Annotated in this window: 9 protein-coding genes; 5 read left to right on the top strand and 4 right to left on the bottom strand. The window is 70.9% G+C overall.

Annotation, left to right across the window (positions count from 1 at the left end):
* Window positions 1-345: 345 nt before the first annotated feature.
* From AB0O48_RS24455 to AB0O48_RS24445, 3 genes are all read left to right on the top strand, one after another.
* Window positions 346-1,929 carry a hypothetical protein gene (locus AB0O48_RS24455; RefSeq protein WP_365068535.1) on the top strand — a complete coding sequence of 528 codons (1,584 nt, stop codon included), beginning with the start codon at window positions 346-348 and terminating at the stop codon, window positions 1,927-1,929.
* A gap of 124 nt (window positions 1,930-2,053) precedes the next feature.
* Window positions 2,054-3,760, top strand: a complete 1,707-nt coding sequence (locus tag AB0O48_RS24450; protein WP_365068533.1) for a glycoside hydrolase domain-containing protein — start codon at window positions 2,054-2,056, stop codon at window positions 3,758-3,760.
* Between the two features lie 104 nt (window positions 3,761-3,864).
* Window positions 3,865-5,070, top strand: coding sequence for a low temperature requirement protein A (locus tag AB0O48_RS24445; RefSeq protein ID WP_357244600.1), 1,206 nt, complete (start codon window positions 3,865-3,867; stop codon window positions 5,068-5,070).
* Between the two features lie 7 nt (window positions 5,071-5,077).
* Here the strand turns inward: AB0O48_RS24445 and AB0O48_RS24440 are convergent, their stop codons facing one another.
* The 3 genes from AB0O48_RS24440 to AB0O48_RS24430 all read right to left on the bottom strand — a co-directional run bounded on the left by AB0O48_RS24440 (window position 5,078) and on the right by AB0O48_RS24430 (window position 7,591).
* Window positions 5,078-5,908: a siderophore-interacting protein gene (locus tag AB0O48_RS24440; protein WP_357244597.1), complete on the bottom strand. Its 831-nt coding sequence runs from the start codon at window positions 5,906-5,908 to the stop codon at window positions 5,078-5,080.
* A gap of 15 nt (window positions 5,909-5,923) precedes the next feature.
* Window positions 5,924-7,156 carry a deoxyguanosinetriphosphate triphosphohydrolase gene (locus AB0O48_RS24435; RefSeq protein WP_357245181.1) on the bottom strand — a complete coding sequence of 411 codons (1,233 nt, stop codon included), beginning with the start codon at window positions 7,154-7,156 and terminating at the stop codon, window positions 5,924-5,926.
* A gap of 81 nt (window positions 7,157-7,237) precedes the next feature.
* A complete protein-coding gene (locus AB0O48_RS24430; RefSeq protein WP_357244594.1) occupies window positions 7,238-7,591 on the bottom strand; it encodes a VOC family protein in 354 nt (117 codons plus the stop codon).
* A gap of 252 nt (window positions 7,592-7,843) precedes the next feature.
* Between AB0O48_RS24430 and AB0O48_RS24425 the strand changes: the two genes are divergently transcribed.
* On the top strand, window positions 7,844-8,344 hold the full coding sequence (locus tag AB0O48_RS24425) for a roadblock/LC7 domain-containing protein (protein WP_357244591.1): 501 nt from the start codon (window positions 7,844-7,846) through the stop codon (window positions 8,342-8,344).
* A 50-nt stretch (window positions 8,345-8,394) separates the two neighbouring features.
* Here the strand turns inward: AB0O48_RS24425 and ppdK are convergent, their stop codons facing one another.
* Entirely contained in the window at window positions 8,395-11,130 is a 2,736-nt protein-coding gene (gene ppdK / locus AB0O48_RS24420; RefSeq protein WP_357244588.1) for a pyruvate, phosphate dikinase, read from the bottom strand.
* 365 nt (window positions 11,131-11,495) lie between these two features.
* Here ppdK and AB0O48_RS24415 point away from each other — a divergent pair, with 365 nt between their 5' ends.
* On the top strand, window positions 11,496-13,178 hold the full coding sequence (locus AB0O48_RS24415) for a beta-N-acetylhexosaminidase (RefSeq protein WP_365068765.1): 1,683 nt from the start codon (window positions 11,496-11,498) through the stop codon (window positions 13,176-13,178).
* Window positions 13,179-13,907 lie beyond the last annotated feature (729 nt).

Here is a 13,907-nt window from a genome sequence, read left to right as displayed (position 1 = left end):
GCCCGTAGTGCCTACACGGCCCACGATCGGGGCCGCCCACGCTGTCAAGGATCCGTTCAGGTTCGCTACCGCATCCGGCTGCGAGGGTCTCCCCAGCCAGTCACCGCGAACAGCACGCGACACCGCTCAACGGGGTGCCACGGCTCATGTGTCCTCATCCGAAGGGACGGTTGCCGACCCACAACCGCATAGCAGGACCAACCAGGGACCGACCACTTCGGACGGTACCCACGGTGACGCCTGTGTCGCGGATCTTAACCGGCCGCAGCAGATCCAGCCAAGGGTCTCGATGCTCCCGGTCCGGTCGTCACCGCCCGGCACTCATCCACCTCGAAGGGAAAAGTTGTGCAGTCAGGAATCCGCCGTACGCGGCGAGCGAGCAGCATCATCGGCGCACTGGCCATGATCGCCACTGGACTGGTCGGCCTGTCACCGGCCCCCGCCCAGGCCTCCGAAATCGAGGGCCCCATCAGTCGCAACGAGGTCCTGTCCCGGGCCCAGGACTGGGTGGAGCGCGGCATCACGTACACGCAGACCGGCACCTGGGCGAGCGATGTGGACGGGGACAAGACCTACCGGCGCGACTGCTCCGGTCTGGTGTCGATGGCCTGGCACCTGAACACGAGCTACGTCACAGGCGACTTCCAGGGGTCCAACTCCCGCTGGTACACGCTGGGGAGCAGAGACGACTGGCAGCCCGGCGACGCGATGGTACGGTCCGGCCACATAGAGCTGTTCGCGTTCTGGGCGGATCGGAACGACCACGGCAAGGGCGCCTACGTCTATTCGTTCAACACTGATGACGAAACGGTCCAGAACCCGTACAAGAACAGCAATTTTGGCCACCTGGGCTTCAACAGTTCGGGTGACCTGTCGAGCTTCAAGCCGATCCGGCGTACCGGTCTGATCACCTCCCCGACGACTCCCGCGAAGCCGCAGGCCACGAAGCTGTCGGTGGCGCTGAACGCGGACGGTCGTATGCAGGCGTTCCAGACGCGTGGCTCCGGTGCGGTGCACAGCACCTGGCAGTCCGCCCCCAACAGCGTCTTCGGCGACTGGGTCAGTCTCGGCGGCAGCGCCCTGAAGTCGCCGACGGCGGTGACGAAGGCGGACGGCCGGATCGAGCTGTTCGCGATCGGTGGGGACGGGAAGCTCTACCACAAGTGGCAGAGCACGGTGAACGGTCCGTTCTCCGACTGGACCAGCCTGGGCGGCAGCGGGCTCAGCAGTGACCTGAACGTCGCCACGAACGCCGACGGACGCCTCCAGGTCTTCGTCATCGGCGGCAACGGCAGCCTTTACAGCATCTGGCAGACCACCACCAGCGGCCCGTGGTCGGCCTGGGCGAACCTCGGCGGCAGTGACCTGCGCTCGCTCAGCGCCGTGAAGAAGAAGGACGGCCGGATCGAACTGTTCGCGATCGGTGGGGACGGCAAGCTCTACCACAAGTGGCAGAACACGGCCAACGGCACGTTCGCCGACTGGACCAGCCTCGGCGGCAACGACCTCACCACCGAGCTCGCCATCTCCGCCAACGCCGACGGACGCCTCCAGGTCTTCGTGATCGGCGGCAACGGCGCCCTCTACAGCATCTGGCAGACCACCACCAGCGGCCCCTGGTCGGCCTGGACCAACCTCGACGGCACCGACCTGAGCGCCGTCCGGGCCGTCACCAAGACCGACGGCCGGATGGAACTGTTCGCCATCGGCGGCGACTCGAAGCTCTACCACAAGTGGCAGACCACGGCCAACGGGCCGTTCTCCAACTGGACCAGCCTCGGCGGCAACGACCTGACCAGTGACCTCGCCATCTCCGCCAACACCGACGGACGACTCCAGGTCTTCGTCGTCGGCGGCAACGGCGCCCTCTACAGCATGTGGCAGACCACCACCAGCGGCCCCTGGTCCACCTGGGCCAACCTCGGCTGACCCGGCACCACCGCGGGGGTCACCGGCGCGGCCGGTGACCCCCGCTCCACCGCAGACTCCCGGTCCGCCCCTCGGCGGAGCCGCGCCCTCGTACGCCCCGGTAGCCCTTGGAAAGGAACTTCCCATGCGTGTTTCCTCCGCACCGCACCTGTCCAACCAGATCTCCCGACGCGGCGTGCTGGCCGGTCTGGCCGCCATCGCTGCCGGCGGCGTCACCGGGCTGAGCTTCGGATCCCCGGCGGCCGCGGCCGCCCTGCGCCGCGGCGTCGACTACTCGTGGGGTCGCCCGAGCATCAGCGCCCTCCAGGCCGGCGGTTACACCTTCGCCTGCCGATATCTGAGCGACAGCACCACCGGCAAGAATCTCACCCGGAGCGAGGCGGACGCCCTCATCGCGGGCGGCATCGACATCGTCTCCAACTGGGAGTACACCGCCAGTGAGGCGCTGCTGGGGTACGCGAAGGGGGTCGAGAACGCCACCAAGGCGCACAGCCAGGCGTTGGCCTGCGGCATGCCGGCGGGCAGGCCGATCTACTTCAGCGTGGACTTCGACGCCTCGGCGTCGCAGCAGCCCGCCATCAACGCGTACTTCGACGGAGTGGCCTCGGTGCTGGGCCGGGCGCGGGTCGGCGCCTACGGCGGCTACTACGTGATCAAGCGACTCTTCGACGCCGGCAAGATTCGCTGGGGCTGGCAGACGTACGCGTGGTCGTCCGGTCAGTGGGACAGCCGCGCACAGCTGCGGCAGGTGGAGAACGGCGTGCCCATCGGCGGGGCCGACTGTGACCGCAACGAGGCCTGGGCCATCGACTTCGGCCAGTGGGGCACCCGGCGGCCGGCCGCCCGATCGCTGACGGCGGCGTTGAATGCCGACGGCCGGTTGCAGGCGTTCCAGACCCGCGGCTCCGGTGCGGTGTACAGCACCTGGCAGACCTCCGCGAACGGCGTGTTCGGCGACTGGGCCAACCTCGGCGGCACCGACCTCCAGGCCCCCACGGCCGTGACCAAGCCGGACGGCCGGATCGAGCTGCTGGCCATCGGCGGCGACTCGAAGCTCTACGACAAGTGGCAGGCCACCCCGAACGGGCCGTTCGCCGACTGGGCCGGCCTCGGCGGCACCGACCTCACCACCGATCTCACCGTCGCCACGAACGCCGACGGACGCCTTCAGGTCTTCGTCATCGGCGGCAACGGCAGCCTCTACAGCGTCTGGCAGACCACCACCAGCGGCCCCTGGTCGGCCTGGGCGAACCTCGGCGGCACCGACCTGCGCTCGCTCAGTGCCGTGAAGAAGAAGGACGGCCGGATCGAACTGTTCGCCATCGGCGGCGACGGCAAGCTCTACCACAAGTGGCAGAACACGGCCAACGGTCCGTTCGCCGACTGGACCAGCCTCGGCGGCAACGACCTCACCACCGACCTCACCATCGCCGCCAACGCCGACGGACGCCTGCAAGCCTTCGTCATCGGCGGCAACGGCAGCCTCTACAGCATCTGGCAGACCACCACCAGCGGCCCCTGGTCGGCCTGGACCAACCTCGACGGCACCGACCTGCACGCCATCAAGGCCGTCACCAAGACCGACGGCCGGATCGAACTGTTCGCCATCGGCGGCGACGGCAAGCTCTACCACAAGTGGCAGACCACGGCCAACGGCCCGTTCTCCGACTGGACCAGCCTCGGCGGCAACGGCCTCACCACCGACCTGGCCGTCGCCACAAACGCGGACGGACGACTCCAGGTGTTCGTCGGCGGCGGCAACGGCAGCCTCTACAGCATGTGGCAGACCACCACCAGCGGCCCCTGGTCCACCTGGGCCAACCTCGGCTGACCCGGCACCACCGCGGGGGTCACCGGCCGCGCCGGTGACCCCCACCACCGACCGGCTGGGCGGTTCCGGCCCGCGGGCCGGGTCCGCCCGGGGACCATGACCAGATGCGCAGGGTACGGACCGGAGCCCCCCACGTACCGAACTGGCTGGCCAGCCGGATGGGGTTGCGTGGACTGGCCCCGCGGACCGACGAGGCCGGCCACCGGCACGCCACCTGGCTGGAGCTGTTCCTCGACCTCATCTTCGTGTACGCGCTGGCGGCGGTGGCGGCCCGGCTGGGCAACGAGCCGAGCCCGTCGCCGACGGCCGTGCTGGCCGTGATCGGGCTCTTCGTGGTGATCCAGTGGGCCTGGCTGGGGCAGGTCTACTACGACACCCGGTTCGACCCGGACGACGCGCCGCACCGACTGCTGGTGCTTGTCGCGTTGGTCGGCGCGGGCGCGATGACACTCGGGGTCGACGAGGTGCCGGAGAGCGTGCTCCTGCCGGTCGGTTACCTGATCGTGCGGGGCGTGCTGCTCCTGCTGTACCTGCGGGCCCGTCCGACCAGCCCGATGGCCCGCCTGGTGACGACCGTCTACCTGATCGGCTTCGGGTCGGGCTGGCTGATCTGGCTGGTGTCGCTGATGGCGCCCACCGAGCTGCGTCCCGTCCTGTGGATCGTCGCGATGGTCATCGAACTGGCCACGCCGTGGGTCGGGGTCCGCTGGCTCAACCGCTGGCCGGTGGACAACCGGCACCTGCCGGAACGGATCGGCCAGTTCACCATCATCGTGCTCGGCAGCGCGCTGGCCAGCCTGCTCTTCGCGGTGCCGGACCACCCTCCGCCGCACATGATCCTCACCGCCGCGATGGCCTTCCTGATCCCGGCGGCCGTCTGGTGGGTCTACACCACATTCGTCACCACCCGACTCCTCCAGAGCCGCCTACGCGGCGGGCAGGCGTACAGCTTCCTGCACATTCCCCTCGGCGGCGCGCTGCTGCTGCTCGGCTGGTCGCTCGGCCAGGTGGTCCGGCTTGTCGACGACAACGCGGCCCGCCTGCCGCTGGAGCTGCGGCTGCTGCTGGGCGCGTCGATGGTGATCTGGACGTTGTGTGGCCTGGCCCTGTACTGGCTGTGGACCCGACCGAGCCGCGCCCGGTTGGCGATCGCCGCCTACGGGGTGCTCTCGGTCAGCCTGATCACCGCGACGGTGCACGAGCCGAAGTTGATGCTGTCCCTGCTCGCGGCGGCGATCGTCGGGTACGCCGTGCTGCTCAGCCGACGACTCACCAGCGCCCGGGAGTCGAACCAGACGCAGGAGGGTTGAACGACCCTCAGGCGGCGGTGGCCTCCTCGGCTGCCACCTGGTTGTTCCAGTCGGCCTTGGTGGAGCGCCAGCCCTCGTCGTCCATGCCGCGTCGCCAGTAACCGGAGATGGAGAGCCGGTCGAGGGGCACGCCCCGCTCGCCGCGCAGCAGTCGGCGCAGGTCCCGGACGAAGGCCGCCTCGCCGTGCACGAACGCGTGCACCTGCCCGCTCGGGAACTCCAGCGCGCGTACCGCAGCGACCAGCGCCTCGCCCACCGGGCGGTCGCCCCGGTGCAACCAGGTCAGCTCGACCGCGCCGGGGCTGAGCAGCTTCTGCTCGTCCGCCGGGTCGCCGATCTCCACGAAGACGTGGGCCGGCGCGCCCAGCGGCAGCCGCTCCAACGCGGCGGCGATCGCCGGCAGGGCGCTCTCGTCGCCGACCAGCAGGTGCCAGTCCGCGTCCGGGCTCGGCGCGTACGCCCCGCCGGGGCCGACGAAGTGCACCGGGTCACCCGGACGCAGCGCGGCGGCCCACGGGCCGGCCAACCCCTCGTCGCCGTGGTGCACCACGTCCACGGTCAGCTCCTCGGCCAGCGGGTCCCACCGCCGCACGGTGTACGCGCGCAGCCGGGGCCACTGCTCCCGAGGCAGGTCCCGGCGGATCGCGGCGAGGTCCAACGGCTGCGGGTACGCGACGCCGGGCTGCGGGAACACCAGCTTGATGTAGTGGTCGGTGAACTCCCCGACCGGCAGGCCGACCATCTCGTCCCCACCGAGGACGAGCCGGATCAGGTGCGGGGTGGGCCGCTCGCTGCGCAGCACGTGGGCCGAGGTGACGTTCCTGGGACGTTCCGTCATGTCAGTTAGGCTAGCCTAAGCTGGCTCGTGGTCGGTCGGCGGTGCGCTCCTACCGGTCAGGCGGGTGTGCCAGGTCACCGCCGCCGGGTCGGTGAGCGAGGCGACCTGGTCGATCACCACCCGCAGTCGGGCGGTGTCGTCCGGGGCCGCCCGCCACAGCGGGGCGAAGATCGGATCGAGCCCGTCCGGGGCGTGCCGGAGCAGCGCGGCCACCACCTCGGCAAGCATCGTCCGCTGTCGTTCGTAGCGGCCCCGGTAACCGGAACGGCGCATCACGTACCGCAGGGCGATGCCCTTGAGCAGCGCGCACTGCGCCCGGACCAGCCTCGGCACCACCAGATCGGCGTCGTAGCGGCGGTGCGGGCCGGGACCGGAGCGCTCCTCGGTGGCGGCCACCGCCGCCGAGACGAACCGGCCGGTCAGTCCGCTGGTGGTGGCCTTCAGCGCCACCTGGGCGCGGTGGCTGCCGTCGTACCCGGCGAGCGGGGCGAGCAGCGGGTCGGCCAGCAGGTCCACCAGCACCTCGGCCAGGTCGGCCGCGGACTCGCCGGAGTAGGCGGCGGCCACGTCGGCGCAGAGCGCGGCCCGCTCGTCGGCGTCCGCGAGCAGCGGACCCAGCGTGACGTACCCGCCGTGGATGCCGTCCTCCACGTCGTGCACCGAGTACGCGACGTCGTCGGCCCAGTCCATCACCTGCGCCTCCAGGCAGCGCCGGTCGCCGGGCGCACCGGCCCGGATCCAGCCGAAGACCGGCGCGTCGTCCGCGTACACCCCGAACTTGCGCTGCCCGGGGCGACGCGGCCAGGGATACTTGCCGATCGCGTCGAGCGACGCCCGGGTCAGGTTGAGGCCGGCGGGCGAGCCGTCCGGGGCGAGCACCTTCGCCTCCAGCCGGGTCAGCACCCGCAACGTCTGCGCGTTGCCCTCGAAGCCACCGCAGGGTGTGGCCAGCAGGTCCAGAGCGGACTCGCCGTTGTGCCCGAACGGCGGATGCCCGAGGTCGTGGGCGAGCCCGGCGACGTCGACCACGTCCGGGTCGCAGCCCAACCGGGCACCCATCTCCCGGGCGATCTGCGCCACCTCCAGCGAGTGCGTCAGCCGCGTACGCAGGAAGTCGTCGGTGCCGGCCGTGTGCACCTGGGTCTTGGTGGCCAGCCGCCGGAACGCCGCGGAGTGCAGCACCCGGGCACGATCGCGCTCGTACGGTGACCGGCGGTGCCCGGTGTCCTTGGGCGCCTCGCGCACCAACCGCGCGTCCGGCGCGCCCGCCTTACTCCTCGCGCTCACGCAGCCGCCGGTGTTCGCGACTGCGGGGCTCGCAAAACCGGCTCACTCCTCGCGCTCACGCAGGACGCAGAACTCGTTGCCCTCCGGATCGGCCAGCACCGTCCACTCGACGTCGCCCTGGCCGATGTCGACGTGCCGGGCACCCATGTCGACGAGCCGCTCGACCTCGGCCTCCCGGTTGGCGGGGCGCAGGTCGAGGTGCAGCCGGTTCTTGCGGTCCTTGCCCTCGGTCACCGGCACGAAGACCAGGCCGGGCAGGCGGTCCGCGGACTGGCGGATCTCCACCTCGTCGGGAGTGTCCCTGATGACCTGGTAGCCGAGCGCCTCAGCCCACCAGCGGGCCAGCCGGCCCGGATCGCGGGCGTCGACGGTCAGGTTCTCCCAGACGCTTGTCATTCAGTCACCTTTCCCGTTCGACGGCGTACGCAATCAGCCGTTTGCGAGCGAGCCAAGGTTACGCCCGTCACGGTTGGTCGACGTGCCCCCGACGCGTCGTTGAATCGTCCACAACCGCCGATCGGCCCGGAGTTGTGGACCGATCGCCCTGGGTTACAGGCTCGCGGGCGGAGGTGGCCAGCGGTAGCGTTCCCAGCGCGGAAAGTGACGAGCCGACCGACACGCAGATCCCGACCGGTAAGGGAGCAGCTCGTGGACGCAGACACGGTGGTGGGTACGGAGCTACGCGGGCTGCGTCGACGCCGGCCCGACGTCGCCGGGACGGTGCTGGCCGGCACCGACGGGTTGCTCATCTCCAGCGATCTGCCCAGCACCGACGCCACCCATCTCGCCGCGTTGGCCGCCGCCAGTTTCGGGCTCGGGCACCGGGTGGCCGACACCGTCCGGCGGGGTGAGTTCCGGGAGTCGGTGGTCTGCACGACGGCTGGCTGCGTGGTGACCTACCCGGCGGGGCGCACCGCCCTGCTGACCCTGGTCACCGCGTCGCCGGTGGAGGATCTGGAGACGCTGCACCAGGAGGCTCGGGCGGTGGCCCGGCGGACCGGATCGGTGTTGGACACACGTGTCGGCGGTGGCGGCGCCACCGCCGTTCCGAATGGGCACGCGCCACTCGCCGTGCGTACCCCGATGGCGACCCTGCCCACCCAGTTGCGCCGCTCGTCCCGGCCGACCTGGCGGCGCCCGCCGATCTGATCGTCGGTGCCGGCGGCGGACCGGGTGACCCGGTCCGCCGCCGGCCCGCGTCAACGACTGTCCGACCCGCCGGTCTCCACCACGGCCCGACCGGCCTCCAGCCGGGCCACCGGCACCCGGAACGGGGAGCAGGACACGTAGTCCAGGCCGACCTCGTGGAAGAAGTGCACCGAGTCCGGGTCGCCGCCGTGCTCGCCGCACACGCCCAACTTCAGGCCCGGACGGGCGGCCCGCCCCTCCTCGGCGGCGATCCGCACCAGCCGGCCGACGCCGTCGCGGTCGATCGACTCGAACGGCGAGATGCCGAAGATGCCCAGCTCGAGGTAGCGCCAGAAGAACGCGCCCTCGACGTCGTCCCGGGAGAAACCCCAGCCCATCTGGGTCAGGTCGTTGGTGCCGAAGGAGAAGAACTCGGCGGCCTCGGCGATCTGCCCGGCGGTCAACGCGGCCCGGGGCACCTCGATCATCGTGCCGATCAGCACCTCGACCCCGCTGTCCCCGACCACCTCGGCGATGATCTTCTCGGCCTCGGCGCGGACCGTCTCCAACTCCTGCACGGCCCCGACCAGCGGCACCATGATCTCCGGCTTCGCCGTCCCGCCGCCGCGAGCGCAGCTGACGGCCGCCTCGGCGATGGCCCGGACCTGCATCGCGAACAGGCCGGGGATGACCAGACCGAGGCGGACGCCCCGCAGCCCGAGCATCGGGTTCTCCTCGTGCATCCGCCGGACGGCGGCGAGCAGCGCCTCCTCCTTGGCGACGTCCTCGCCGCGCTCCTGAGCGACCGCCACGTTGACGGCGAGCTGCTCCAGCGGCGGCAGGAACTCGTGCAGCGGCGGGTCGATCAGCCGGACGGTCACCGGCAGGCCGTCCATCTCGCGGAAGATCTCCTCGAAGTCGGCCCGCTGCAACGGCAGCAGCGCCGCCAGCGCCGCCTCCCGCTCACCCGGGGCACGAGCCAGGATCAGCCGCTCGACCAACTCCCGCCGGTCGCCGAGGAACATGTGCTCGGTGCGGCACAGCCCGATGCCCTCGGCGCCGAAGCGCCGGGCCCGGGCCGCGTCCGCGCCGGTGTCGGCGTTCGTGCGGACCGCCAGCCGCCGCTTCCCGTCGGCGTGCGTCATGATCCGGTGTACGGCCCGCACCAGCGCGTTGTCGATGTGCTCCGGGTCGAGGCTGCCCTCGAAGTACTGCACCACCTCCGACGGCATGACCGGCACCTCGCCGAGGTAGACCTTGCCGGTGGTGCCGTCGATGGACACGACGTCACCCTCGTCGACGGTCTGCCCGGCCACGGTGAACCGCTTCGCCGGCACGTTCACGTCGATCTCGTCGGCGCCGGAGACGCAGGTCTTGCCCATGCCCCGGGCCACCACGGCGGCGTGGCTGGTCTTGCCGCCGCGCGAGGTGAGGATGCCCTGCGCGGCGATCATGCCGTTCAGGTCGTCCGGGTTGGTCTCCCGGCGGACCAGGATCACCGACCTCCCCTCGGCCGCCAGCTCGACGGCCCGCGCGGAGGTGAAGACCACGGTGCCGGACGCCGCGCCGGGTGACGCGCCGATGCCCGTGGCGACCGCCTCGAACTCGTGGTCGAGTTGGAAGCGCGGGAACATGAGCTGGGCGAGCTGTGCGCCGTTGACCCGGTGCAACGCCTCGTCCAGGTCGATCAGGCCCTCGTCGACGAGCTGCCCGGCGATGACGAACGCGGCGGCGGCGGTGCGCTTGCCGACCCGGGTCTGCAACATCCACAGCTTGCCGCGCTCGATGGTGAACTCGATGTCGCACAGGTCCTTGTAGTGCTCCTCCAGCCGGGCCATGATGCCGAGCAGCTCCTCGTAGGAGGACCTGTCGAGCTGCGCCAACTCCTGCAACGGCACCGTGTTGCGGATGCCGGCGACCACGTCCTCGCCCTGGGCGTTGGCCAGGTAGTCGCCGTAGATGCCCTGCGCGCCACTGGCCGGGTCACGGGTGAACGCGACACCGGTGCCGGAATCGGGACCCAGGTTGCCGAACACCATGGTCACCACGTTGACCGCGGTGCCGAGGTCGGCCGGGATGCGCTCCTGGCGACGGTAGAGCACCGCGCGCTCGGCGTTCCACGACTCGAAGACCGCCCGGATCGCGAGGTCGAGCTGCTCACGCGGCTGCTGCGGGAACTCCCGACCGGTGTGCTTCACAAAGATCTTCTTGTACGCGTCGACCAGCCCGCGCAGGTCGTCCGCGTCCAGGTCGAGGTCGTTCTGCGTACCCTTGGCGCTCTTGATCTCGTCGAGCGCGTGCTCGAACTCCTCGCCCGGCACCTCGCAGACGGTCTTGCCGAACATCTGGATCAGGCGGCGGTAGGAGTCCCAGGCGAACCTGTCGTTGCCGCCGGAGGCGGCCTGATCGCCCGCGCCGCCGGCCTGTCGTGCGAGTCCTTCCACGCTCTGGTCGTTGAGGCCGACGTTGAGGACGGTCTCCATCATGCCGGGCATGGAGAACTTGGCGCCGGAGCGGACGGACACCAGCAGCGGATCCTGCGGGTCGCCGAGGCGCTTGCCCATCGCGCGCTCCAGCGATTCCAGGTGCGCCTCGATCTGATCGGCGAGCCCGTCCGGCTCCTGTCCCGTCGCGAGGTACGCCTGGCAGGCCTCGGTGGTGATGGTGAAGCCGGGGGGAACGGGCAGGCCGAGGTTTGTCATCTCGGCGAGGTTCGCCCCCTTGCCGCCGAGCAGGTCCTTGAGGTCCTTGTTGCCTTCGGAGAAGTCGTAGACGTACTTGTGATCGACGGTTCCTTGCGCTGCCACCAAAGCCTCCACACACGCGCCGGATGGACACTTAACGAAGGTTCAGTTTTTTCCTACCCCGGGACGGACCGCCGGCAATCCCGGGGTCGACGCCGATCGGTGGGCGAAGGTTAAGCGAACATCGGGCGACCTGGGACCGTTCGGTGACAATTGGCACAGCCATCACGACTATCCGTGTTCGTACCGGTTTTTGGGAACGCTTCCATGCGCACCATCACGCATCCCGGCCGAGCGTCGTACGCTTGACGACACGCCAGCCGGTGAACCTCGCTTTTGCCATAACCGACGCGAATACACCCCCCGGAGTCGCCGCCGTGTCGACCATTCCCTCCCCCGGCCCCACCGCCGCCCCCGCCACCGGCGAGGTGCCGCTGCCGACGCGGGAACCGGACCCGGCCAGGCTGGCCCAGGCCGCCGAACGGGCGGCGGGCGACCTGCTCACCCCGTCGGCCCCGCATCGGCTGGCCGACGTCGTCCCCGCCCCCGCGCAGGTCCAGCCGGATCCGACCGAGGACTGGGTGCTCCCGGCCGAAGCGGTCATCGTGGTCAGCGCCGACCCCGCCGCGCTGGCCGTCGCCACGCAACTCGCCGAGCTGCTCCGCCCAGCCACCGGCTACCCGCTGCCGGTCGTCCACGCCGCCTCCCGTCCACTGCCGGCCACCGACGCCGTCACGCCTGCGCCGCCGTCCACCGACGCGCCGGAGCGGGTCGACGGCATCGCGCTGGTGTTGGACGCGACCGTCGACCTCGGTGCGGAGGGCTACCGGCTCGACATCGCCCGCGACGGGGTACGCCTCACCGCCGGCACCGCCAGCGGCCTGTTCTACGGCGTGCAGACCCTGCGCCACCTGCTGCCACCGGCCATCGAAAGCCCGACCCCGGTCACCGCACGGTGGGCGCTGCCCGGCGGGACCATCACCGACACCCCCCGCTTCCCGTACCGGGGCGCGATGCTCGACGTCGCACGGCACTTCTTCACCGTCGAGGACGTCCTGCGCGTGGTGGACCACCTGGCCCGCTACAAGCTCAACCACCTGCATCTGCACCTCACCGACGACCAGGGTTGGCGGATCGCCGTCGACTCCTGGCCGAGGCTGACCTCCGTGGGCGGGACGACCGAGGTCGGTGGCGGCCCCGGGGGGCACTACACGAAGGCGGACTACCGGCGGATCGTCTCCTACGCCGCCGCCCGCCACATCACCGTCGTCCCGGAGATCGACCTCCCCGGGCACACCAACTCGGCGCTTGTCGCGTACCCGGAGCTGGCACCAGACAAGATCGCGCCTCCTCCGTACACCGGCACCGAGGTCGGTTTCAGCTACGTCGACCCGGCCGACGAACGGACGTACGACTTCGTCGCCGACGTGCTGGGCGAGGTGGCCGCACTCACCCCCGGGCCGTTGCTGCACATCGGCGGCGACGAGGCGTTCAAGGTCAAGGGTGAGGTCTACACCGGTTTCGTCGAGCGGGTCCAGCGCATCGTGGCCGACCTCGGCAAGACGGTCGTCGGCTGGCACCAGCTCGCACCGGCCGCCCACCTCGACGGGCGGGTCCTCCAGTGGTGGGGCACGAACGCCGACGACCCCACCACGGCCGACGCGGTCCGTCGGGGCGCCCGACTCGTCGTCTCCCCCGGCAACCACGCCTACCTGGACATGAAGTACGCCCCGGACACCCCGATCGGCCACGACTGGGCCGGCCTGATCGACGTGCGCAAGGCGTACGACTGGGATCCGGGCACACACGTCGCCGAGGTGCCCGCCACCGCCGTTCTCGGGGTGGAAGCCCCGCTCTGGACCGAGTCGGTCACCTCGCTGGCCGACATCGAGTTCCTGCTCCTGCCCCGACTCCCCGCCATCGCCGAGCTGGGTTGGTCACCCCGGGCCACCCACGACTGGGCCGACTTCCGTGACCGGCTGGCCGGTCAGGGTCCGCGCTGGGCGGCCGCCGGGATCACCTTCCACCGCGCACCCGAGGTCCCCTGGCCGAGCACCCCGACCATCCCCACTCAGCGCACCGTGCCAGAGACCGACCCCGCCACGTCCTGATCCTCGACTCAGCCGCCGCCTCCATCCGGTCCGCGCTGACCATCCCCGCTGCCCGATACCGGCCGTCGCGCCTTGCCCGATACCGGGCCGTCCGCCTCACCCCGTACCCGCCGTCGCGCCCAGCGTGATCGTGCTCGATCCTGGATGTAGTGGTCTCGTCACGTCGGGAGGGGCCTGTTTCCTGGTTCCAGCACGATCTTGTGCTGGAACCCGCGCTGTCCTCCGGTGCTGCGTACCGTCGATCTGGCCGCCGCCGCGCTGCCCCGACGGGCGCCTCGACCTCGGTGCCCTTCGGGCCGGCGAGGTGCTGGCCGGGCCAATCCGCGCGACGCTCTGCCTCCGAGTCGACCCCGTCCGGGCGCAGAACGGCGTGGACCGACATGACACTCGACTTTCATGATGTCGGGCCATCCCCGACACTCGGATACCGCGATTTCTGTGAACCCGAGTCGATCACGCCGCCTCGTCCGCCGTGTCCGTTCGCCGGCTGGGCTGGTTGTCCGGTTTCGCGGTCAGTGTCGGGTTGTCGGGGCTACCTCCGGGGCGGAATCGGCCGCCGGCCCGGGTCGTTATACCTGGCAGACCCCGAGGTGGCCGGCCACCGAGACCGTCGAGTCCCAGTGCGCCGAGCCGCCGGGAACATCCGGCAGGCCGCCCCGGTTACATCCCCCGCACGGCCGAGCACCACCACCGGCCAACCCCCGGGCACGCGGAATGCGCCACCCCCGG

Source organism: Micromonospora sp. NPDC085948, from assembly GCF_040686315.1.
Classification (GTDB): Bacteria; Actinomycetota; Actinomycetes; order Mycobacteriales; family Micromonosporaceae; genus Micromonospora.
Note: the sequence above shows the minus strand (reverse complement) of the source record. Positions and strands in the feature narration are given on the sequence as shown.